The 23368-nt window shown below is 71.9% G+C and carries 17 protein-coding genes and 1 pseudogene; 10 read left to right on the forward strand and 8 right to left on the reverse strand.

The window, feature by feature from the left end; genetic code table 11:
* Positions 1–247 precede the first annotated feature (247 nt).
* The 3 genes and pseudogenes from ACZ5GP_RS33145 to ACZ5GP_RS33155 all read left to right on the forward strand — a co-directional run bounded on the left by ACZ5GP_RS33145 (position 248) and on the right by ACZ5GP_RS33155 (position 3314).
* Positions 248–2056 carry an acetolactate synthase large subunit gene (locus ACZ5GP_RS33145; RefSeq protein WP_468754368.1) on the forward strand — a complete coding sequence of 603 codons (1809 nt, stop codon included), beginning with the start codon at positions 248–250 and terminating at the stop codon, positions 2054–2056.
* A 7-nt stretch (positions 2057–2063) separates the two neighbouring features.
* Positions 2064–2294 (forward strand): annotated as a pseudogene (ilvN, locus tag ACZ5GP_RS33150) (acetolactate synthase small subunit); the annotation flags it as partial.
* A 60-nt stretch (positions 2295–2354) separates the two neighbouring features.
* Positions 2355–3314, forward strand: coding sequence for a hypothetical protein (locus tag ACZ5GP_RS33155; protein WP_468754369.1), 960 nt, complete (start codon positions 2355–2357; stop codon positions 3312–3314).
* A gap of 76 nt (positions 3315–3390) precedes the next feature.
* Here the strand turns inward: ACZ5GP_RS33155 and ACZ5GP_RS33160 are convergent, their stop codons facing one another.
* Entirely contained in the window at positions 3391–4422 is a 1032-nt protein-coding gene (locus ACZ5GP_RS33160; protein WP_468754370.1) for a hypothetical protein, read from the reverse strand.
* A gap of 493 nt (positions 4423–4915) precedes the next feature.
* Between ACZ5GP_RS33160 and ACZ5GP_RS33165 the strand changes: the two genes are divergently transcribed.
* The 4 genes from ACZ5GP_RS33165 (at position 4916) to ACZ5GP_RS33180 (ending at position 10129) form a co-directional block, all read left to right on the forward strand.
* Positions 4916–6424 carry an MFS transporter gene (locus ACZ5GP_RS33165; protein WP_468754371.1) on the forward strand — a complete coding sequence of 503 codons (1509 nt, stop codon included), beginning with the start codon at positions 4916–4918 and terminating at the stop codon, positions 6422–6424.
* The gene (locus ACZ5GP_RS33170; protein WP_468754372.1) at positions 6424–9006 is read left to right on the forward strand and encodes an AMP-binding protein; all 2583 of its coding nucleotides are present in this window, start codon (positions 6424–6426) and stop codon (positions 9004–9006) included. The genes ACZ5GP_RS33165 and ACZ5GP_RS33170 overlap by 1 nt, the downstream gene beginning before the upstream one ends.
* A gap of 64 nt (positions 9007–9070) precedes the next feature.
* Entirely contained in the window at positions 9071–9283 is a 213-nt protein-coding gene (locus tag ACZ5GP_RS33175; protein ID WP_358582359.1) for an EF-hand domain-containing protein, read from the forward strand.
* Positions 9284–9430: 147 nt separating this feature from the next.
* Complete coding sequence (locus tag ACZ5GP_RS33180; RefSeq protein WP_468754373.1) at positions 9431–10129, forward strand: NADPH-dependent F420 reductase; 699 nt, start codon at positions 9431–9433, stop codon at positions 10127–10129.
* Between the two features lie 26 nt (positions 10130–10155).
* On the opposite strand, the gene ACZ5GP_RS33185 is transcribed toward ACZ5GP_RS33180, so the two are convergent.
* The 7 genes from ACZ5GP_RS33185 to ACZ5GP_RS33215 all read right to left on the reverse strand — a co-directional run bounded on the left by ACZ5GP_RS33185 (position 10156) and on the right by ACZ5GP_RS33215 (position 17967).
* Positions 10156–10707, reverse strand: coding sequence for a glycoside hydrolase family 25 protein (locus ACZ5GP_RS33185; RefSeq protein ID WP_468754374.1), 552 nt, complete (start codon positions 10705–10707; stop codon positions 10156–10158).
* Positions 10708–10802: 95 nt separating this feature from the next.
* On the reverse strand, positions 10803–11990 hold the full coding sequence (locus ACZ5GP_RS33190; RefSeq protein ID WP_468754375.1) for a YncE family protein: 1188 nt from the start codon (positions 11988–11990) through the stop codon (positions 10803–10805).
* Positions 11990–12727, reverse strand: a complete 738-nt coding sequence (locus ACZ5GP_RS33195) for a polysaccharide deacetylase family protein (protein WP_468754376.1) — start codon at positions 12725–12727, stop codon at positions 11990–11992. The genes ACZ5GP_RS33190 and ACZ5GP_RS33195 overlap by 1 nt, the downstream gene beginning before the upstream one ends.
* A gap of 1027 nt (positions 12728–13754) precedes the next feature.
* Positions 13755–14363 carry an ATP-binding protein gene (locus ACZ5GP_RS33200; protein ID WP_468754395.1) on the reverse strand — a complete coding sequence of 203 codons (609 nt, stop codon included), beginning with the start codon at positions 14361–14363 and terminating at the stop codon, positions 13755–13757.
* A gap of 184 nt (positions 14364–14547) precedes the next feature.
* Positions 14548–15315 carry an enoyl-CoA hydratase/isomerase family protein gene (locus tag ACZ5GP_RS33205; protein WP_358582371.1) on the reverse strand — a complete coding sequence of 256 codons (768 nt, stop codon included), beginning with the start codon at positions 15313–15315 and terminating at the stop codon, positions 14548–14550.
* Between the two features lie 91 nt (positions 15316–15406).
* Positions 15407–16648, reverse strand: coding sequence for a L,D-transpeptidase (locus ACZ5GP_RS33210; protein WP_468754377.1), 1242 nt, complete (start codon positions 16646–16648; stop codon positions 15407–15409).
* Positions 16649–16812: 164 nt separating this feature from the next.
* The gene (locus tag ACZ5GP_RS33215; RefSeq protein ID WP_468754378.1) at positions 16813–17967 is read right to left on the reverse strand and encodes a L,D-transpeptidase; all 1155 of its coding nucleotides are present in this window, start codon (positions 17965–17967) and stop codon (positions 16813–16815) included.
* A gap of 207 nt (positions 17968–18174) precedes the next feature.
* On the opposite strand from ACZ5GP_RS33215, the gene glgX reads away from it, so the two are divergent.
* The 3 genes from glgX (at position 18175) to ACZ5GP_RS33230 (ending at position 23326) form a co-directional block, all read left to right on the forward strand.
* A complete protein-coding gene (gene glgX / locus ACZ5GP_RS33220; protein ID WP_468754379.1) occupies positions 18175–20457 on the forward strand; it encodes a glycogen debranching protein GlgX in 2283 nt (760 codons plus the stop codon).
* A gap of 59 nt (positions 20458–20516) precedes the next feature.
* Positions 20517–21482, forward strand: coding sequence for a LysR family transcriptional regulator (locus tag ACZ5GP_RS33225; protein ID WP_468754380.1), 966 nt, complete (start codon positions 20517–20519; stop codon positions 21480–21482).
* A 479-nt stretch (positions 21483–21961) separates the two neighbouring features.
* Entirely contained in the window at positions 21962–23326 is a 1365-nt protein-coding gene (locus ACZ5GP_RS33230; RefSeq protein WP_468754381.1) for an alpha-lytic protease prodomain-containing protein, read from the forward strand.
* Positions 23327–23368: the final 42 nt, after the last annotated feature.

A 23368-nucleotide genomic window follows, 5' to 3' on the forward strand; every position in this document is an offset into this window, starting at 1 on the left:
TCCACTGATCGCTGTGCCTATGATCAAGCTCCGCTCACCAGCGGATACGCACCACGCACACCGTCGGCCCCGCTCCGTCGGACCGCACGCCCGAAGCGTGAGCGCATACCCTGCGCCTCTCTGGAGGGTTTTCGTTCTTGGCATATCCCGCCGCTTTTCCCCGGGCACCCGGTGACGCCTCCATGTCACCGCCATCCCCCACCCCGGGCCCGTCCCAAGCGGCACCAAGAAGAGAAATCCGGAATTGATGAGCCAGCTCGCAGACATACCCTCCTCCGCGCCTGAATCCGGGACCATGACGGGCGCCCAGTCCCTCGTCCGGTCCCTCGAACTCGTCGGCGCGGAAACGGCGTTCGGCATACCGGGGGGCGCGATCACCCCGGCGTACGACGCGCTGATGGACTCGACGAAGGTGCGGCACATCCTGGTGCGGCACGAACAGGGCGCGGGCCATGCCGCGACCGGTTACGCGCAGGCCACCGGCAAGGTCGGCGTCTGCATGGCGACGAGCGGTCCGGGCGCCACCAATCTGGTCACCCCGATCGCCGACGCCTACATGGACTCGGTTCCCATCGTGGCGATCACCGGTCAGGTGACGAGTTCCTCGATCGGCACGGACGCCTTCCAGGAGGCGGACATCTGCGGCATCACCATGCCGATCACCAAGCACAGCTTCCTGATCACCGACCCGGACGACATTCCCCGGGCGATCTGCGAGGCCTTCCACATCGCCTCGACCGGCCGCCCCGGCCCCGTCCTGGTCGACATCACCAAGGACGCGCTGCAGAAGGAGACGGTCTTCCGGTGGCCGGCCGAGCACCGTCTCCCCGGCTACCGCCCGACGACCAGGCCGAACAGCAAGCAGATCCACGAGGCGGCCCGGCTGATCGCCGGCGCCGAGCGCCCGGTGCTCTACGTCGGTGGCGGCGTCCTCAAGGCGCGGGCCTCCGCCGAGCTGCGGACCCTGGCGGAACTCACCGGCATCCCGGTCACCACGACCCTCATGGGCATCGGCGCCTTCCCCGACAGCCACCCCCAGCACCTGGGCATGCCCGGCATGCACGGCACGGTCGCGGCCGTGACGGCGCTGCAGAAGGCGGACCTGATCGTCGCCCTGGGCGCGCGGTTCGACGACCGCGTCACCGGCAAGCTGGACGGCTTCGCGCCGCACGCCAAGGTCGTGCACGCCGACATCGACCCCGCCGAGATCGGCAAGAACCGCTTCGCGGACGTGCCGATCGTCGGGGACGCCCGCGAGGTGCTGGTGGACCTCGTCGCCGCCCTGCGCGAGGGGCCCAAGGACACCGCGGCCGACCTCGTGGCCTGGTGGAAGCTGCTCGACGACTGGCGCGCGAGGTATCCGCTGGGCCACGAGCCGGCCCCGGCCGGCCGCCTCTCCCCGCAGGAGGTCATCCGGCGCATCGGAGAGCTGACCGACGACTCCACGATCTTCACGGCCGGTGTGGGCCAGCACCAGATGTGGGCCTCCCAGTTCATCACGTACGACAGGCCGGGCAGCTGGCTCAACTCCGGCGGCGCGGGCACGATGGGCTATGCCGTGCCCGCCGCGATGGGCGCCAAGGCGGGCGAGCCCGGGGCGACGGTCTGGGCGATCGACGGCGACGGCTGCTTCCAGATGACCAACCAGGAACTGGTCACCTGCGCGCTCAACAACATCCCGATCAAGGTCGCGATCATCAACAACGGCGTCCTCGGCATGGTCCGCCAGTGGCAGACCCTCTTCTACGGGCAGCGGTACTCCAACACCGTGCTGCACGCCGGGAAGACGGCCGAAGGGGCGCCCGGCGGCACCCGCGTCCCGGACTTCGTCAAGCTCGCCGAGGCCATGGGCTGCCACGCGCTGCGCTGCGAGACGCCCGAGGAGCTGGACGCGACGATCGAGAAGGCCATGGCCCTCGACGACGCCCCCGTGGTCATCGACTTCATCGTCCACGAGGACGCGATGGTCTGGCCGATGGTCGCCGCCGGCACCTCCAACGACGCCATCATGGCCGCCCGCGGCATCCGTCCCGACTTCGGTGACGACGAGGAGTAGGAACGCCATGTCGAAGCACACGCTCTCCGTCCGCGTCGAGAACAAGGCCGGTGCCCTCACCCGGATCGCCGGGCTCTTCTCGCGCCGCGGCTTCAACATCGAGTCCCTGTCGGTGGGACCGACCGACGAACCGACCACCTCGCACATGACGATCGTCGTCGACGTGGTGGAGGAGCGCCCGCTGGAGCAGGTCGTCCAGCAGCTCCACAAGCTCGTCAACGTCATCTCCATACGAGAACAGACCCGGTGACAGCACCGGGAGCACCAAGCCGTGAAGGCCGGGGGGAGACCACACCGGATGTCCATCGCCGCTCAGCCTCCGCTGATCAGTCAGCGGACCGCAGTACAAGCACCGACCCGCTCGACGCCCGCTCGTCCGCCGCGGGAGCGCGGTGAGCACGGTGACCGGATCACCCTCGGCATCTCGGCGCGTGAGCTGTCCCGATGCCGCTTCTTCGTCTCGCCGCTCCTGGAGGTCCTCGCGGCGGCCGAACTTCTGTGCGGGCAGTACCCGGCCGCGCTCGGCCGTCGGCCGCGCGGCCTGAAGTTCGGCAAGCGGCACGCCTTCACCCTCTCCGCGGTACAGCGGCACATGCGGCTCGCGGCAGGCCGGTTGGCGCTCCGGGAGCGGAGCGGGGCCGGCCGTCAGGAGACCGACTTCTCGGCCCTCGGCCCGATGGAGGGGCCGGTGCGCGAGTTCTTCCAGGAGTGTCTCGCCGAGGACTGGCCCCGGATCAGGACCGCCCTGGAGTCCGACGTCGCGCTGCGCGCCCACGACCTCGCCGCGTACGGCGTCCGCCAGGTCGTCGACAGCCTGCCCGGGGTCACCGTGCGCGAGGTCCGCGGCGAGCCCGCGGGCGGCGAGCGCGAACTGATCCTGGTGCCTTCGGTGTTCCAGCGGACGCGCGTGCTCCTGACAGGCGCAGGGGGGTCGGTGATCACCTACCCCGCGTCCGGCCACCGCCGGATCTGGGACGACGAGGCCGTCGCCCCCACCCGGCTCGGCGCACTGCTCGGCCGCGGCCGCGCGGCGGCGCTGCTGAACATCGGCGCCGGCTGCGGGACCACCGAACTGGCGGACCGGCTCGGCGTCAGCGCGGGCACCGCCTCGGTGCACGTGTCCGCGCTGCGCAACGGCGGCCTGGTGGCCACGCACCGCATCGGCAAGGCGGTCAAGCACGTCCTGACGCCCGTCGGTTCGGCACTCCTCACCGCGCACGTCACGGCGGAGACGAGCATGCTCCCGCAGCTGTTCTGACGGCCGCGACGGCCACCGCCGCGACCACCGGCCGGACGCCCCCTTGCCGGGGCGCCGGCCGGACACCGAGGAGCGGTCAGCCGTTGATCAGGTGGTCGGTGCCGGGGACCAGGTGCTCCTTGTGGGGGGCCATGTCGTCCACGTTCACCGTCTTGATGATCCAGCGCGTCTGCAGCGCCTCCGGGTCGCCGACCTCGACGACCTCCTTGGCGTGGATCGTGTGGTTGTTGTACGTGATCACGAAGTCGCCGGGCTCGATGAACACCCGCTGCTTGAGCTTGTGCAGGGTCTCGGCCACCTTGGGCACGATGGCCTTGGCGGCGTCGGTGACCCCCACCGTGCGGTTCTCGAAGAACCGGAGGTCCTCCGGGCCGCGCCCGCCGATGATCGGGTGCAGGTCCGCCTCGCCGAGCTCGACCCGTCCGCCGCCCATGGTGCTCAGGTCGTCGAAGGGCGTGTAGAACTCGGCGGAGCGCAGCAGCGCCAGCTCCTCCTCGGTGAAGGAGGCGATGACGTCGATGTTACGGACGAACGACGTGTAGACCTCGTTCACCGGGGTGCTGCGCATGCCGACCATGTACACCTGGTCCGGACGCACGAAGTGATTGGCCAAGTCCTTGTGGAAGTGGATCTGGTTGAGCGCCTTCTGCGACTGGCTGCTCTGCAGCTGGCGCTGCGGGTAGATGTCCTGGAAGACGTCGCCGTCGTTGACATTGACGTATCCGATGGCCGGGGTGTCGGCCAGCTGGGCGAACAGCGCGAGGAACCCCTCGGCGACGAACGTCTTCTTCAGCTCGTACTTGGAGCGCACCGGCTGGTCGAAGTCGAATACGGGTACGTCCCGGTCGTGGGGCACGTTCTTCAGGACCACCACGGGCTCGGTGGCGCGGTCGCGGGTCGCCAACGAGTCGACGTAGGCACGGAAGCGTGCCGGGACGGCGTCGGTGGATATGAGCTGACCCACCTGGAAGCGGTGGGCCTCGTAAAGGCGATAGGGGTTCGCCGTGACACCGGCGAGCGCGGACTCCAAGGCCTCGCGCTCCGCGTCCGTGAACACGAACTCCGGGGTGATGGTCCAACTGGTCCCGATGGCGGCCTCGACAGTCATTTACGCTCCTTGGAGAAAGTGAATTCCACGCCTCGGCTGGGAAGTTAACCCCCGCGCTTTCACCCTTGTCCATGAATTTGAGGCAGAGTCAAAAGCTGTGCGTGCCCACTGTTTTCGGCCTGTTCACCCGATGGCGGTGAACGCCGTACGCCCCGGCCACGAACCCGGGGAACCAGCCGTATCCACTTGCCGCGCGCGGGAGCTGGAGACCGTGTGATCCAAGCCACCCGGGATTGATCTTCCTCGCGGGCGACTGCTAGCGTCTGAAACAGGCGAGCTGAAAATAGCTTGCGCGTCGGGGGCTCACAAGGTCATCACCCGGAAAGCCACCCCACACTTTCCCCTTGCCGGGACGCGGAACGCCGACACTTCTCGATTCAGCCGCCCGGCATATCCACTCCATGTGGATGCCACCCAAATGCCTGCCGACGCCTCGCCGCGGGCATGAGAGAAGATCGAGAACCACATGTCGCCGGCAGAAAATCGGCCAAAGATGACATCGCGCACCTTCGGTGTCGTGGCCACCGCCTACCTGAGCCTCTTCATGGTCTCTGCGGACAATTCCATCATCAACACCGCGGTGCCACGCATATCGGCCTCGCTGGGGGCGGGCACGCCGGACGTCCAACTCGCCATCGACGCCTACATGCTGGTCTTCGCGTCATCGCTGATCGTGGCGGGCAGCGCCGTCGACCGCATGGGGGCCCGCCGCTCCTACGCGGTGGGCCTCACCGTGTTCACCGCCGCCTCGCTGCTGGGCGCGTTCGCGCCCTCGGTGCTCGCGCTGGTGCTGTCCCGCGCGGGCATGGGCATCGGCGCCGCGTTCATCGTGCCGAGCATCTTCGGGCTGTTCGCCGCGGAGTTGACCGACGGCGAGAGGCGACGCGTCCTCGCGCTGTGGCCGGCCGTCGTGGGACTCGGGGTGGCCATCGGCCCGGTGCTCGGCGGACTGTTGCTGACCCGGTTCTGGTACGGGTCGATCTTCCTGATCAATGTGCCGGTCGGCGCGATCGCCCTCGCCGGCACGGCCACGCTCATCCGACGCAGGGAGCCGGTGCCCACCGGGAGGCGCCCGAGCCCCGTCGGGGCGCTGCTGCTGCTGGCCGGTGTCGCGGTGTTCGCCTCGGCGATCATCTTCGCCGCCGACGACCGGCTTCCCGGCTGGCTGCGGCTCGGGCTCGGCGCCGCCGGTCTGCTCACCCTGGTCGGTTACACCGTGCACGAACGGCGCACCGCCCGGCCTCTGTTCGACCTCGGCTACTTCCGGGAGCGGACGTTCACCGGCGCCGTCGTGGCCATGTCCGGACTGTTCTTCGCCCTGTTCGGCACGGTGTTCCTGGCCGGCCAGTTCACCCAGTACGGCCTGGGCTGGAGCCCCTTGCTCGCCGGCGCGGGCCTGCTGCCGCTGGCGATCGGGCTGACCGTCGCCTCCCTGTCCTGCGTCGCGGTCGTCGCGCGGGTCGGGGCCAAGGCCGCCGTGGTGATCGGGCTCGGCCTCGGCGCCCTCGGCTGCGCCTCGTGCGCCCTGGCCGCGCTCGATCTGCGCTATCCGCTGCTCGCGGCGGGGCTGCTGTGCTGCGGGCTCGGCATGGGACTGTCCGTCGGGCCCGCGCTCACACTGATCGTCAGTGGTCTGCGGCCCTCCGACGCGGGCGTCGGATCGTCCGTGAACGCCATGTTCCAGCAGATCTGCGGAGCCGGCGGCGTCGCCGTGCTGGGCCTGGTGTTCACCGCCGGCTACCGGGCGCGGCTCGACTCGGTGCCCGGTCTGCCGGGGGGCGCGGCGGCGTCCGTGACCGAGGGCCACGCCCTGATCGCCCGTGGCACCGGGCGGGCCGCGGCGTGGTTCACCGACGGAGTCGGCTCCGGCCTGCTCATCGCCTGGACCGTCGGCGCGGTGGTGGCCTCGGCCGCCGCGATCACCGTCCTGGTGCTGCTGCCCGCCACCGCCACCGCCACCGCCCCCTCCCCCACCCCCAGTTCGCGAAAGGTGAACGCCTGATGACTTCGGAAACCGGCGCCACGCTGTACTCCGCGATCGCCGCGCACGCGATCGACCGCCCCGAGCGGACCGCGCTGTCCCGCGGCGATCACCGGCTGAGCTACCGCGACCTCGCGGCGGCCGCGGACACCCTGGCCGAGCGGCTGCGCGACCTGGGGGCGGGCCCGGAGAGCGTGGTGGTGATCGACCTGCCGGTCGGCTTCGACACGGTCGTGGCGATGGCCGCGGTCAGCCGTGTCGGCGCGGCCTTCACCCTGCTGGAGCCCGATCTCCCCGAGGCCCGCAAGCAGTTGATCATCGACGACTGCGGGCCGGCCGCGCTGATCACCGGGGCGGGCCCGGCACGCGGCCCCCGGCCCGGCCCGCCGCTGGACGAACGGCTGGTCCGGCGCACCTCGCCCGCCGCGTACGTCGCCTACACCTCGGGCTCGACAGGAGTGCCCAAGGGCGTCGTCGTCGAACAGGCCGCGCTGGACAACCACGTCCGGCGCACCACCGACTGGTACGGCCTGACCTCGGCCGACACCCGGCTGTTCTTCTCCTCCATCGCGTTCGACCTCGCGCTGGAACAGATCTGCACGTCCATGGCCGTCGGCTGTGAACTCGTCTTCCGCGACGAGACGTTCGTGTACGGCGGTGCCGAGGAGTTCCTGCACCACTGCCGCCGCCTCGGCATCACCGTGCTGAGCCTGCCGACGGGCGTGTTCAACAGGTTCGGCGCCGAGCTGGCCGGATCGGCCGGCCACACCGCGCCGGAGCTGCGCCTGGTGATGGCGGGCGGCGAGGCGCCGACGCGGCGCGCGGTGGCGTCCTGGGCGGTCGTCGCGCCGGGCGGCACACGCGTGGTGAACGGCTACGGTCCGACCGAGACGGCCGTCGTCGTCTGCTATCGGGACCTGCTGCCCGGCGACGCCATCGCGATCGGCGCGCCGATCGACGGCGTCCGGTTCCGCCTCGAACCGCTGGGCGAGGACGGCACCTCGTCCGGCCTCGTCATCCAGGGCGTCGCGGTCGGCCGCGGCTACCTGGGGCGGGCGGCGTCCTCCTCGGCGTTCCACCTGCTCGACGGGGAGTGGTCCTACCGCACCGGCGACGTGGCGACGGCGCGGCCCGACGGCGGCTATGACCTGCACGGCCGCTTCGACGCGCAGGTCAAGGTCAACGGCGGCTTCCGGGTCGAACTCGGCGAGATCGTCTCGCGCCTGCTGGCCATCGACTTCGTCCTCGACGCGGTGGTCGTGCCGTACGAAGGGGCCGGCAGCCGACTGCTCGCCGCGTTCGTCCGGCTGGACGCGAGCCGCGCCCCGGGGACGGATCCGGCGGCGGTGATCGCGCGGCGGCTGGCCGGCGCCCTGCCCGACTACATGGTGCCCGCGCGGGTGAGCGTGGTGGACGAGTTCCCGCTGACGTCACGCGGCAAGGTCGATCAGGCCGCGCTCCTGGACCGCGCGCAGAGCCTCCCGGCCCCGGAGGCCGAAGAGGGCGCCGACCCGGCGGATGTCGCCGCGCAGCTGCGGCTCGCGTGGCGGCAGGTCCTCGGCAGCCCGCCCGAGGACGAGTCGGCGAGCTTCTTCGCGGTGGGCGGCGACTCGGTCAGGGCGATCGAGCTGATCACCCAGGTGCGCGACCGGCTGGGCGTGCAGGTGCGCGCCGCCGAGCTGTACCGGACGCCGTCCTTCGACGCGCTGGCCCGCCTGCTGACCGATCGCCGCGAGGGGATCCCGACCGCGCACCACACCACCGGCACCACGCTGGTGCGGATGCGTCCGGCCGGCCCGGACAGGCTGTGGGTCTTCCTGCCGCCGCTGTCCGGCGCCGTCACGCGCTACGCGTCGCTGTCCAGGCTGCTGCCTCCGAAGGACACCGTGTGGGCCATGGAGACCCCGCCGGAACTGTCCGGCAAGGGCATGGCGGCCCTCGCCGACGGGCTGGCCGAGGTGCTGCTGGCGAGCGGCGTCGACCGGTACGGCACCGTCTGCGTGTCCGGGTTCTCGCTGGGCGGCGTGTTCGGCTACGAGGTCGCCCGCCGGCTGCGCGACCGTCTCGGCGACTCGGTGCGGGCCCTGCTCATCGACCCGCCGGACCCCGGCGCACACCGGGTGAGCGTGCGGGACGCCTTCGACATCTTCGTGCGGGTCGGCTGGTCGATCCCGGTTCCCGCGCAGCGGTTCGTCGACGCGTCCGGCGGGTTCGACCTGGCCGCGGTCACCGCGGCGGCCAAGGACGCGGGGACCCTGGCGCGGGACGCGGGGCAGCGGGAGATCGAGGACGCCTGGGCGGTGTACGAGTCGAACGCGCGGGTGCTGGACGGCCTGGTCCTCGGTGCGCCCGACGGGCTGCCCGTGCGCATCCTCCAGGGCGACACCGGCGGCGAGATCGACTACGCCCGCCGCGGCCCGACCGCCGTGGCGGCCGGCGGCGGCGAACCCTGGACCGGCGGGCGGGCTCTCGGCCAGTGGCGGGACATCCTGCCGGACGCCGCCGTGGACCGGCTGCCCGTCGACCACTTCGCGCTGCTCGAATCGCCCAACGACGAACTGGTCCGGGACTGGCTCGTCGCCCGGGCACAGCACTCGTGGTGAGCCGGTCCGGGGGCGGCCGTTACCCTGACCCCCGTCAGTAGTGCACCAAGAAGGGGTGGATCCGGTGGCGGACATCGAGGAAGCGCGCAGGACGTTCGACCAGTTCGACGCGGACGGCGACGGCTTCATCACAGCGGCCGAGTGGAAGAGCGCCATGGCCAAGATGGGCGACTTCTACATGACCGAGACGGTGGCCGAGGCCGTCATCGGCGCGAAGGACGTGGACGCGGACAAGCGGCTGTCCTTCGACGAGTTCTGGGCGAGCCTGAACAAGTAGTCGCGGCTGGAGGGGCCCGGCGCATCCGTGCGCCGGGCCCCTCGCCGTGTCCGGGGGTGCCTGCGCCCGGAATCCGGCCGCTCCGCCGGAATACCCCCGCGCTTCCGGAGGTTACCTCCGTATACGCATTGGCCCACCGCACGCGCGGTGGACCACCGATACGGCAGCGCATCAAAAGGGGCAGTCATGAAGATCGGCATCATCGGCGCGGGGAACATCGGCGGCAACCTCACCCGCCGCCTGACCGCTCTCGGCCACGAGGTCTCCGTCGCAAACTCCCGCGGACCGCACACCCTGACCGCCCTCGCCGAGGAGACCGGGGCGACGCCCGTCCCGGTCGAGGAGGCCGCGCGCGGCGCTCAGGTCGTCGTGGTGACGATCCCCCTCAAGGCCGTCCCGGACCTGCCCAAGGGCGTCCTGGACGCAGCGGCGAAGGACGTCGTCGTCATCGACACCGGCAACTACTACCCGCAGCAGCGCGACGGCAGGATCGCCGAGATCGAGGAGGGCCTGACCGAGAGCCGCTGGACGGAGCGGCAGATCGGCCACCCCGTCGTCAAGGCGTTCAACGGCACATACGCCCAGGACATCCTCGACAAGCCGCGGCCCCAGGGCGCCCCGGACCGTGTCGCCCTGCCGGTGTCCGGTGACGACGAGGCCGCCAAGAAGGTCGTACGCGACCTGCTCGACGAACTCGGCTTCGACACCGTCGACAACGGCGGCCAGGACGAGTCGTGGCGCCAGCAGCCGGGGACTCCCGTGTACGGCAACACCGGCGGCGTCGAGGCGATCCGCGAGGCCCTGCGGGCGGCCTCCCCCGAGCGCACGGCCGAATGGCGCGCCTGACCTTTCCGACGGGACGCCGCCTCGCCCTAGGGCGAGGCCCACTCCCGCAGGGCGTCCTCGCTCTCGAAGCAGGCGACGTTCTTGTCCACCGGTGACGACGTGTACTGGTGGATCGTCCACTGCGCCTTGATGCGCGGCTTCCCGGCACTCACGTAGTCGGCGATCCACAGTCCGTCGCCGGCATACGACGTCGTGTCGTGGTTGAGCCAGAAGTCGCGGTTGCAGTAGAGCAGCACCCGGTGGTCGGGGCGGAGCCGCTTCACCTCCCGGATGAAGCGGTCCTTCTCGCCGTTGGTCGCGCGGGTGTGGTCGCCCGTCCACTCCCAGTCCACCGCGAGCAGGTCCCCCTTCTTCTCGGGGGCCCTGCCGACGAAGTACTCGGCCTGGGCCTTGATGTTCCCCGGCCACAGGAAGTGGTAGTAGCCGACGACACAGTCGCCGTCGCGGGCCAGCTTCGTCTGCTCGGCCAGTCTCGGATTGACGTACGAGCGCCCCTCCGTCGCCTTGACGAAGACGAAGCACAGGCCGTCGGTGTCGAACGTGGTCTGGTGGGAGCTGACATCGATGCCACGCAGCATGACGGCCTCCGGGGGCGAGGGTACGGTGGGGGGGTTTGTGAACTGCCCCTTTTGTGCCCGGTGTCGGAGTGCATCAACCGTCAACCGTCAATCTGTCAACGGAAGATGCCCGTGTGACCCAGTGAGTAGCGGCCGGGCTGCGGGTAGACGGCCAGACCGTGCGGGCCGCTGCCGACCGGGATGCGGCCCAGCTCGACCCCGGTGCGGGTGTCGATGGCGTACACCTCGGAGTCGTAGCGCCCGGACAGCCACAGGGTGTTGCCGTCCGCGGAGACACCGCCCATGTCGGGGCTGGCGCCCCGGGAGAGCTTCCACTTCTTGGTGAGCCGGTTCTTCGGGAAGTCGAAGACGGAGATGGTGCCCTCGCCGCGGTTGGAGATGTACATCTCCTTGGAGTCGCGGCTGACGTAGAGGCCGTGGCAGCCCTTTCCGGTCCGCAGCAGCTTCGGCTCCGTGAACTTCTTGCCGTCGAGGACCCACATGCCGTGCGCCATCATGTCGGCGACGTAGAAGGTCTTGCCGTCCGGGGACATCTTCACGTCCTGCGGCATGGCGCCCTCGAAGGGGATCTTCCGCTGGCCGACGACCTCCATCTTCTCCGTGTCGACCTTGAGCAGCTCACCGGAGAACTCGCAGGAGACGATGAAGTAGCGCCCGTCCATGGAGAAGTCGGCGTGGTTGACGCCCGCGCAGGTGACGGGGACCGTCTTGACGCGGTTCATCGTCTTCGGGTCGCGGAAGACCAGCTCGCGGTCCATGGACGCCATCACGACGGCGTGCTTGCCGTTCGGCGTGAAGTAGAGGTTGTAGGGGTCGGAGACCTCGACGGTGCGGCCCGGCTTGCCGGTCACCGGATCGATGGCGGTGAGGCTGTCGCCGAGGTCGTTGTTGACCCAGAGCGTCTTCATGTCCCAGGAGGGGACGACGTGCTGGGGCTGGTCGCCGACCTTGATGGTCTCGATGACCTTGAACTTCTTGGGGTCGATGACGGACACCGTGTCGGACTCGGTGTTCGGGACGTAGACGCGCGACAGGAACTTCCTGGCCACGGGTGCCAGGGCGTTCGGCCGGTCGGCGGCGTAGGCGTCCTCGGGGTCCAGGACCGGCGGCATGCCGGGCAGGCCGCGGATCGCCTTCGGCCTGGCGGGCTCGCGGGCGCCCTTGGTGCCGAGGGCCTCGTCGGACCGCTCGTCGGTGCCGCAGCCGGCCAGGGCGGCGAGCACCGCGCCGGCGGCGAGGACGGCGGCGGTGCGCGTGGTCAGGTTCAGTGCGATGCGGGACATCAGGTCAGCAGCTCCGTGGTCGTCACCGCGCGCAGGCCGCGGCGTTCCAGTTCTTGCAGGACGGCGGGGAGCGCGGCGACGGTGTCCGCGTACCCGAAGTGCAGGCTCACCACGGATCCCGCGCGGACCTCGGCGGCGATCTTGCGGGTGACGGCCGGGGCGCCCGGTGAGATGAAGTCGAGGGAGTCGACGTCGTAGGAGAGGACGTGCGGGTAGCCGGCGCGGTGGGCGAGCCGTTCGACGAGGGGGGTCGCCGTGCGGGCGCGCGAGGGTCGGAACCACGTGCCGATGGAGCCGGTGAGGCGGCGCAGCCGCTCCGCGCAGCCGGTGATCTCGGCGTAGGCGTCGGCTTCCGGCATGGCGTTCACGTCGAGGTGGTGGAGGGTGTGGTTGCCCAGGTCGTGCCCGCCGTCGAGGATGCGGTGGGCGAGGTCGGGGTGGGCGTCGAGCCAGCCGCCGACGGCGAGCACGGTGACCTGGGCGCCGGCCCGCTCCGCCTCGGCGAGCAGCGCCTTCGCGATGGCGGGGTCGCCTTGCCCGTGGAAGGTGAGGGCGACCTCCGGGCGGTTGCGGGGCCCGTGCTCGATCTGGCCGGGCAGGCCGGCGAAGCGGCGCGGCGCGGGGGCGGCCGGGGGCGCCTTGGCCACGGGCGAGCGCTCACGCGCGGGCGCGGTCGGGCGCCCACTCCCACACCCGCCGAGCAGCGCGACACCGGCACCCGCGGCGGCGGTGGACACCCCGGCCCGCAGCACCCCACGCCGCCCGGGTAGGGGTGACTGGGGCGCGGCTGGGGCGGACGGGACAGTGGGGGCCACCGGGGCGGCTGGGATGGATGGTGCGGACTGACCGAGTGGGGCGGCTGGGGCGGACAGCGCGCCCGGGGGCGGCGGCGCGGACGCGGCGAGCAGCACGGCTGAGCCCAGCGGGTCGGCCGAGGCGGACGGTCCGGATGGAGTGGCCGACAAGGCCGAGCCGAGCGGATCAGCCGGGACGGGCGGCGCGGCTGAGACGAGCGGGACTGCTGGGGTGGACGGCACGGACAGGACGACCGGCGCGACGGGGGCAGGCGGCGCGGCCGAGGCGAGCGGTGCAGCCGGGGTGGACAGCGCGGCTGAGACGAGCGGGACTGCTGGGGTGGACGGCACGGACAGGACGACCGGCGCGACGGGGGCAGGCGGCGCGGCCGAGGCGAGCGGTGCAGCCGGGGTGGACAGCGCGGCTGAAACGAGCGGGACTGCTGGGGCAGGCGGCGCCGCTGAGCCCAGCGCCGCGGCGGAGGCGGGCGGCACGGCTGAGGGCGGCGGTCCGCCCGTGTCGGCCTCCGCGTCCGGCGGTTCCTGGTCCGGCAGGCCCGCGTCCCTCGCATGCGCTGTCACGCGACCATTTAATGGGCCTGGTGGGCGATTCGCGGTGATTGACCCGCTTCATGCCCTCGCTCGGCCGGGAGACCGCCCCTTCGGAAGCCACCGCAGGCCTTGCTTATCGCCAGTCACAACCGCCGCTCGTCCACCGTTTTCCAGGTAGGTGTCCCATCTCACCAAGGATTCACCTCTAAACTGTCACTATTTGCCCTTGAATACCCGAATAGGGAGTTTTGGATCGTCGGCCCCCGTCTGCCATAGTCGGGGACGCGACCCCCATTGACCCGGGCTCAGGTCGTCCGGCGGCCGTGGTCACACCCCCTCGTCCACGCCGCTTCCCGAAAGCCCCCGCCGTGCCCGACCGTGGCCCGCAGGGGGCTTTCGCGTGTCCGGGGGGCGGGCGTCAGCGGTCGGCGACCCGCATTTCGAACCACGTCGTCTTGCCGCGCGGGAGCAGGTCCACGCCCCACCGGTCGGAGAGCTTGTCGACGAGGAAGAGGCCGCGGCCGCTCAGGTCCGTCTCCTGGACCGGCATCAGGCAGGGCAGACCGCGCGAGGGGTCGCGGACCTCGACGCGGATCCAGCCGCGCCGCCGGTGCATGCGCAGCCCGAAGACGCGGGCCCCGGTGTGCCGCACGGCGTTCCCGACGAGTTCGGAGACGAGCAGGACGACGTCCTCGGTGAGCTTCGCGGAGAGGTGCCAGTGGCGCAGGACGACGACTTGGGCGAGGCGGCGCGCGATGGCGGCGGACTCCGGGCGCGAGGGCAGCGGCACTTCCGCGTCCGTCGGATTACCGAACAACTCCAGCGCCTTCAGCGCGTGTTCGTCCTCTACCGCCGGCGACCAGCGTGCCGCGGTCGCACTCGGCTGCCGCCGCGGCCGTTCATAACCCTCCAGCCCCGCCATCCCCCCATCATGGCCGCCCGGCGTGCCCGCCGGGGCCGTTCCGATGGAATAAGCCCCCCGGAACCAACCGTTCCGGGGGACGGAGTAGGCATATGCCCGTGGCAGAGATGAGCCGCAGGAGCGGCCCTGACCTGCGGTGACCGCCGCTCCCGGGTCATCCCCCGCGGCTTAGGGCCAAAGGGGACGAGTTTTTGTCGAGGCACCCGCGAACCGCCCCTTAGGGGGACGGCCCGCGCTGACGGTATACCCCCAACTGAGGGCAACAGAAAGGGAGTTCGAACGAGACCGCTCAGAGGAACTTCGCCTTGCCCGGGCCCTCCTCGACGAAGCTCCGCATGCCCCGCTCCCGGTCCTCGGTGGCGAACAGACCGGCGAACCACGTGCGTTCGATGGCCAGGCCCGTGTCGATGTCCGCCTCAAGGCCCGCGTCGATGGACTCCTTGGCGGCGCGCAGCGCGATGGCCGGGCCCCGTGCGAGCCGCGCGGCCCAGGCGTGCGCCTGCTCGTACACCTCGGCGGCGGGCACCACGCGGTCCACCAGGCCGATGGCGAGGGCCTCCGCGGCCTTGACCTGGCGGCCGGTGAAGATGAGGTCCTTGGCCTTGGCCGGGCCGACCAGGCGGGCCAGGCGCTGGGTGCCGCCCGCGCCGGGGATGAGACCGAGCAGGATCTCCGGCTGGCCGAGCTTGGCGTTGTCGGCGGCGATGCGGAAGTCCGCGCAGAGCGCCAGCTCGCAACCGCCGCCGAGCGCGTAGCCGTTGACCGCGGCGACGACGGGCTTGGGGATGCGGGCCACGGCGGTGAAGGACTCCTGGAGGGCCCCGGAGCGCGCGATCATCGCCGCGTGGTCCATGGCCTGCATCTCCTTGATGTCCGCGCCGGCGGCGAACACCTTCTCGCCGCCGAAGATCACCACGGCGCGCACGTCGTCACGGCGCGTGGCCTCGGCGGCCAGCTCCTTGAGGCGGTCCTGGGTGGCGATGTCCAGGGCGTTCATCGGGGGACGGTCGAGGCGGATCGTGCCGACGCCTTCGGCGACTTCGAGGTGTGCAGTCATGACAGGCACGTTAGCGGCAGTTAACGCCGAGGGGCCCGGTGCACTTGGTCACAGTGCGGCCGGGCCCTCCCTCACTCCGTACGGGGTGGCGTCAGGCCTTCCACTGCTCCCACGGCATGTTCCAGCCGTTGTAGCCGTTCTCGGGCTGGATGGTCTTGTCCGCGGAGTTCTTCACCACGACGACGTCACCGATCAGCGAGTTCTCGAAGAACCATCCGGCGGGCGTCTTCTTGCTGTAGCCGCCGCGCACGTCGCTCAGGCCGATGCAGCCGTGGCTGGCGTTGGTGTTGCCGAACGCGCCGCCCGACCAGTAGTTGCCGTGGATGAACGTGCCGGAGGTCGACAGGCGCATCGCGTGCGGGACGTCCTTGATGTCGTACTCGCCGCCGAAGCCGACGGTCTCCCCGTTCATCCGGGTGACCTGGAGCTTCTCGCTGATGACCATCTGGCCGTTGTACGTGGTGGTGCCGGGCGCGCCCGCGGTGATCGGGATCTTCTTGATCTGCTCGCCGTCGCGGACGACCCTCATCTGGTGCGTCTTGGCGTCGACGGTGGAGACCTGGCTGCGGCCGATGGTGAACTTCAGCGTCTTGGTCTGCTCGCCGTAGACGCCGGGGCGGCCCTCGACGCCGTCGAGGTTGAGCTTGACGGTGACCTTCGTGCCGGCCTTCCAGTACTTCTCCGGGCGGAAGTCGAGGCGGTCGTTGCCGAACCAGTGGCCCTCGACCGGCACGGACGGCTCCGTCTTGATCTCGATGGCCTTCTCGACGGCCTCCGGTTCGGTGATGCCGCGCGTGAAGTTGACCGAGAACGGCATTCCGACGCCGACCTTCGAGCCGTCCTCCGGGGTGAACTGGCCGATGAAGGTGTTCTGCGGGGTGAGCGTGGTGAAGGTGGTGTCCTTGGCCGACGCGCGGCCCTCGGAGTCCTTCGCCACCGCGTGGACCTTGTACTTCGTGGCCGCCGCGAGGTGGTGCGCGGGCGTCCAGGCCGTGCCGCCCGAGGTGATCTTGCCGGGGACCGGGTTGCCCTTGCCGTCCTCGACCCGGACCTGGGAGAGCTTGCCCTTGTCGGCGGCTATCTTCAGGGCGCCGCTGGTGGCCACCGACTTCGAACCGTCCTTGGGCGCTATCGTCACGACGGCCGCCGACGGCGCGTTCTTGTCCGCCTCGTCCTTGCCGTCGCCGCCCGCGTCCGAGCCGCCTCCCCCGCCGCACGCCGCCACCATCAGCAGTGCCGCCCCCGACAGCACCGCCGTCAGGCCCCTGGCGCCCCTTCGCCGCGCGCGCGTGCGCGCGCCAACCGACGTCCCCGATATCGGTCGCCCGTTCACGATGTTGTCTCCCCTCGCACGGCCTGGATCCAGGCCCGCACCCCAGTGCACCTGCGCGTTTCGGACACGCGCAAGCGATAGATAACCACACGGCTCCGGGCGATGACTCCCCGCCAATGTCACCGTTGCGTTCCAACTGCGCGTGGGGTGCGGAGGGATCTCGTTCAGCCGTTGTTCACCCAGTCCTTCCACTCCATGTTCCAGCCGCCGAGGCCGTTGTCGGGAGCGACTTTCTTGTCATCGCTGTGGACCACCTCCACGACGTCCCCGACGAGGGTCCGGTCGAAGAACCAGCCCGCGGGGGTCTTGGAGCTGCCGCCCTTCACGTCGCGCAGGCCGACGCAGCCATGGCTGACGTTGGTCTCGCCGGGGGCCTCGGGCGCCCAGTAGTTGCCGTGCAGGAAGGTGCCGGAGGTCGTCAGGCGGATGGCGTGCGGCACGTCGGGGATGTTGTACTCGCCGCCGAAGCCGACGGTGCGGCTGTTCATGCGGGTCACCTCCAGCATCTCCGTCACCACCATCTTCCCGTTGTACGTGGGTGTCTTGGGGGCGCCCGCCGTGATGGGTACCGTGGAGATCAGCTCGCCGTCGCGGCGCACCTCCATGGTGTGCTCGGCGGCGTCGACGAGGGACTCCTGGTGGCGGCCGACGGTGAACGCGAACGTCTTGTCCTGGAGGCCGTAGACGCCGGGCGCGGCCTGGACGTCGCGCAGATGCAGGCCGACGGTCACCTTGGTGCCGGGTTTCCAGTACTTCTCGGGGCGGAAGTCGACCCGGCTCCTGCCGAACCAGTGCGGGCGGATGTCGACCGCCGGGCGCGCGGTGACCTCGATGGCGCGCTGGACGGCCGCGCGGTCGACGACCTCCTGGTTGAACTCCAGGGAGACGATCATGCCGGTGCCGACCGTGGAGCGGTTCTCCGGTGACGCGTACGCGACGAAGCGCTCGGCGGGGACCGCCGTGCGGAAGGTCGTGTGGCGCGCGGCGCGGCGGCCGTGGCCGTCCAGGGCGACGGCGTCGACCTTGTAGGTGGCGGCGGTCGCGAGCGGTCCCTTGTCCAGGGGCCGCCAGGTGGTGCCGTCGGCATCGATGCGGCCGGGCACGTCGAACTGCTGCGCGTCCTGCGTCCGGACCACCTTGACCGACTCCAGGCGGCCGCCGGGCACCCGTACCTGGAGCCGTTCGTCGGGCTTGACCCCTTTGCTCTCGTCGTCGGGCGTCACCCGGATCACGTCCGCGGGCGAGCGCGGTTTGCCGAGGACCTCGTCGAACCCGCCGGCGCAGCCCGCCGCCCCGGCCAGCAGGCCTGCCCATGTCACCGCCGCGGCCAGCGCGGCCCCTGCGCGCCGTGCGCGCCTCGCAACCTGTCTCACGTGGGTCCCAACGACCGGCACCGCCCGGGGAAACGTGAGTGCGACCCGCGCGCTGGGCAGAACAGTGGGGAGGACGACGTAGGGGGAGCCGCGGCCGGGACGCCGTATGCCCTTCTTCGAGCGTCGGCCGACGAGGCCGCGGGAGGCTGACAGGTGTCGAGCGCATCCGAGCAAGGGGCAGTGCGGGAGGCACGGGCGACGGGGCGCGCCGCGCCCGAGCGGCCGGCTCCGGCGGTGAACGGCAACCGGCGGCCCACCGCGCGCGCGGTGCCCGCGCGGCCGGTGTGGCCGGGGGCGCCGACGCCGCTCGGCGCCCGGTTCCGGGTGGGGCCGGACGGGGTGGCGGGCACCAACTTCGCGCTGTGGGCCGGCGGGGCGGAGTCGGTGGAGCTGTGCCTGTTCGACGCCCGGGGCGGCGAGACGCGCTGTCCGCTGACCGAGCTGACGCACGAGATCTGGCACGGCTTCGTGCCGGGGGTGCGGCCCGGGCAGCGGTACGGCTACCGGGTGCACGGCCGCTGGGACCCGTGGACGGGCGCCCGCTGGAACCCGGCGAAGCTGCTCCTGGACCCGTACGCGCGTGCGGTGGACGGGGACTTCACGCTGCCCGCCGAGGTGTACGGGCATGTGCGCGACTGGCCCCAGCAGCATGTGGCGGACACCGTGCGCGACGAACGGGACTCGGCGCCGTACGTCCCCAAGGGCGTGGTCGTGCACGACGACGCGCCGGACGACGAGTGGGCGGACGACCGGCGGCCGAAGACGCCGTGGGCGGACTCGGTCATCTACGAGCTGCATGTACGGGGCTTCACCAAGCTGCATCCGGAGGTTCCCGAGGAGCTGCGGGGGACGTACGCGGGTCTGGCGCATCCGGCGGTGCTGGAGCACCTCGTACGCCTCGGGGTGACGGCGGTCGAGCTGCTGCCCGTGCACCAGTTCGCGCACGAGGACCATCTGCTCCGGCGCGGCCTGCGGAACTATTGGGGCTACAACTCCATCGGCTACTTCGCGCCGCACGCGGCCTACGCGGCGTCGGGGACGACGGGGCAGCAGGTCGGGGAGTTCAAGCGGATGGTGCGGGCGCTGCACGGGGCGGGGATCGAGGTGATCCTCGACGTGGTCTACAACCACACCGCGGAGGCCGGTGAGCTGGGCCCGACGCTGTCGCTCAAGGGCATCGACAACCGCGGCTACTACCGGCTCCGGCCGAACGACGCCCGGCGGTACGCGGACTACACGGGCTGCGGGAACACGCTCCAGGTCGTGCAGCCGCACGTGCTGCGGCTGATCACGGACTCGCTGCGGTACTGGGTGACGGAGATGGGCGTGGACGGCTTCCGTTTCGACCTGGCGGCGGCCCTCGCGCGCTCCTTCCACGACGTCGACATGCTCTCGCCGTTCCTCGCGGTGATCGCGCAGGATCCGGTCCTGCGGCGCGTGAAGCTGATCGCCGAGCCGTGGGACGTGGGCTCGGGCGGCTATCAGGTGGGGGCGTTCCCTCCGCTGTGGACGGAGTGGAACGACCGTTACAGAGGTGCGGTGCGGGACTTCTGGCGGGGCGCGCTGCCCGACGTACGGGATCTGGGCTACCGGCTCTCGGGGTCGAGCGACCTGTACGCGTGGGGCGGGCGCAGGCCGTACGCGTCGGTGAACTTCGTGACGGCGCACGACGGTTTCACGCTGCGGGACCTGGTCACCTACGAGCGCAAGCACAACGAGGCCAACGGCGAGGGCAACAGGGACGGCTCCGACGACAACCGCTCCTGGAACTGCGGGGCGGAGGGCGAGAGCGGCGACGCGGACATCACCGCGCTGCGGCGGCGGCAGCTGCGCAATCTGATGACGACGCTGCTGCTGTCCACCGGTGTGCCGATGTTCGTCGCGGGCGACGAGATGGGGCGCACGCAGGGAGGCTCGAACAACGCGTACTGCCAGGACAACGAGACCAGCTGGGTCGACTGGGGGCTGCGGGAGGAGCCCGGCTGGCGCGAGCTGTTCGCGCTCACCGCCCGGCTGATCGAGCTGCGGCACCGGCATCCGGTGCTGCGGCGGCGAGCGTTCTTCTCCGGGCGCGCGCACTCGGTGGACGGCCTGCGGGACCTGGCCTGGTTCACGCCCCGGGGCACGGAGATGACGGAGGCCGACTGGTTCGCGCCCGCCGCGACGCTCGGCATGTACCTCTCCGGGCGGGACATACCGGGCCGGGACGCCCGGGGCACACCGGTGGTCGACGACAGCTTCCTGGCGATCCTGCACGCGGCGGACCGGCCGATGGGCTTCGTGCTGCCGGGAAAGCCCTGGGCGCGGTCCTACGAGGTCGTCGTGGACACGGCGCTGGAGGAGCAGGGGACGCCGCCGGGCACCGTGCACCGGGCGGGGGCCGCGGTGACGGTGCCGGGGCGGGCGGTGTGGCTGCTGCGGGTCCGCCCCACCTGACAGGGCTGGTCCGGACCTACGTATTGCCCAGGCGTCGCCCGCGCCCCCAAGCTCGCTTCATGGACCTGGAGTTGCGGCACCTGAAGACGATCCGGGCGATCGCCGACGCGGGCAGCCTCACCAAGGCGGCCACCACGCTCGGGCTGGCCCAGCCGGCCCTGAGCGCCCAGCTGAAGCGCATCGAGCGCGCGCTCGGCGGGACGCTGTTCGAGCGGGGGCGGCATGGGGTGCGGGCCACCGCGCTCGGTGAGTTCGTGCTGGCGCGGGCCCGGGTCGTGCTGCCCGCCGTGACCGGGCTGCGGGAGGAGGCGCAGCGGCTCGCGCGGGCCCGGGAGGGCGGCGCGGGGCTCCGGCTCGGCGGGACGCACGGGCCACTGCTCGGCGCCCTGGTGGACCGGCTCGCCGCCGCACACCCCGGGGCGGCCGTCTCCACGCACACCTCCTGGTCGGAGCGGGAGATCGCGGCCCGCACGGTGGCCGGGCGGCTGGACTTCGCGCTGGTGGGCACGTGCGGGGCGGCCGCGCCGCCGCAGAGCGAGCTGCTGAGGTGGCGTGAGGTGGGCCGCGACCCCGTCTTCGTGATGCTGCCCACCGGCCATCCGCTGGCCGGCCGCCCCGAGGTCGAGCTGGCGCTGCTCGCCGGCGAGGCGTGGACGGACGTGCCGGGGGACGGCTGCTTCGGGGACTGCTTCACCGCGGCGTGCGCGCGGGCGGGCTTCACGCCCTCGCGGGTGTACGAGACCGATGTCGCGTCCTGCGTCCATCTGGTGCAGGTGGGGCGGGCGGTGGGACTGTGCCGGGCGACCTTCCCGCCGACGCCGGGCCTGGTGACAAGGGCGCTCGCGGACACGCCGCTGCACTGGCGCCATGTGCTCGGCTGGCATCCGGCTGGGCCGGCGCATGACAGCGCGGCGGCCGTCCTCGCCGAGGCGCGGGCGGCGCATGGGGAGGCGGTGGCCCGCAGTGACAGCTACACGGCGTGGCTGGCGGCGCCGGCCCCTGGGGCGGGGGGCGGTACGGGGTGAGGTGCCTCGCCCCGGGGCGGGGGGCGGGTGCCCTGGCCCGCCGCTGCGCGGCGGATGTCTCCCACGGGGCCCTCTCCGGGGGGTGCGGGTGCCCTGGCCCGCCGCTTCGCGGCGGATCTTTCCCACGGGGGCCGTCTCCGGGGGTGCGGGTGGCCCTGGCCCGCCGCTTCGCGGCGGATGTCTCCCCACCCACCCACCCGTTACTCCGCGTCGGAGAGTTGCCGTAGGAGCGGGCGGGGGGTGTTTTTCCTGTGCTGTTCGATGCGGGGCAAACGGGTGGGTGGGTGGGAGATTCTGCCGCGGAGCGGCAGCGGAACAGCCGCCGCCCCCACCCGGGTGGGAGGAGCACGCGAGACGGCAGCGGACGGGGTCCATAACGTCGGGTACCGGGGGTGACTGGCAGCTGGGCGCGGCCAGTTGACGGTTCTACGGTGTGGGGCGACCCCCGCTCCCCCTCCCCTCGCCCCCGAGGAGCCCGCATGCTCCCCCTCCCCCATAAACGCGCCGCGACGGCTCTCGCGGGCACCGCCCTGGTGATCGCCGGCCTGCCCGGCCTCGCGGCCGCCCGGTCCGGCCCCGGCACCTCCCCGATGCCCTCCCCCGCCGAGAGCGCCGCCGTCGGCACGACTTCTCCCGGAGTCCTGACGGCGATGCGGCGCGACCTCGGCCTCACGTCGGCGCAGGCCGAGGCCCGGCTGGTCAACGAGGCCGAGGCCGGCGCCGACGCGGGAGCCCTGCGGCTCGCACTCGGCCGCTCCTTCGCGGGCGCCTGGGTGCACGGCGCCACGTCCCGGACGCTCTCCGTGGCCACCACCAACGCGGCGGACGTCCCCGCCATCGAGGCACGCGGGGCGCGGGCGAAGGTCGTACCGCACTCCGCCGCCGAACTCGACGCCGCCAAGGCCGCGTTGGACCGCGCCGCGAAGAAGAAAGCCCCGCGGGACGCGCCCGTCTGGTACGTCGACGTGCGTTCCAACGCGGTCGTGGTGCGCGCCGTCAGGACCGCCGCCGCCACGTCCCTCGTCTCCGCCGCCGGGGTGGACGCCGACCTCGTACGCGTGGAGAGGACCAAGGAGCGGCCCCGCCCGCTGTACGACCTCGTGGGCGGCGACCCCTACTACATGGGCGGCGGCCGCTGCTCCATCGGCTTCCCCGTCACCAAGGGCACGCAGCAGGGCTTCGCGACGGCGGGCCACTGCGGGCGCGCGGGCACCGCGACGACCGGCTACAACCGGGTGGCCCAGGGCACGTTCCAGGGGTCCGTCTTCCCCGGCAGGGACATGGCCTGGGTCGCCACGAACACCCAGTGGACCGCCACCCCGTACGTGAAGGGCCCGGGCGGCCAGCGGATCGGCGTCGGGGGCTCCACACAGTCCCCGGTGGGTGCGTCGATCTGCCGGTCGGGCTCCACCACGGGGTGGCACTGCGGCACGATCTCGCAGCACAACACGAGCGTCACCTACCCCGAGGGCACCATCAACGGCGTGACCAGGACCACGGTCTGCGCCGAGCCCGGCGACTCGGGCGGCTCGTACATCTCCGGCAGCCAGGCGCAGGGCGTCACCTCGGGCGGCTCGGGCGACTGCTCCAGCGGCGGCACGACCTTCCACCAGCCGATCAACCCGCTGCTCCAGCAGTTCGGGCTCACGCTGAAGACCACCGGCGGCGACCCGGGCCCCGGGCCCGGCGACCCCGAGCCGGGCGGCACCTGGGCGGCCGGGAAGGTGTACGCGGCGGGTGACACCGTCACGTACGGCGGCTCGACCTACACGTGCCTGCAACCGCACCAGGCGCAGCCGGGCTGGGAGCCGCCGAACACGCCGGCGCTCTGGCAGCAGCCCTGACGGCCGGTGGGGGCGTCGGACCCACCGGGACTAGGACCAGCG

The sequence above is a fragment of the Streptomyces sp. NPDC031466 genome, assembly GCF_055581265.1.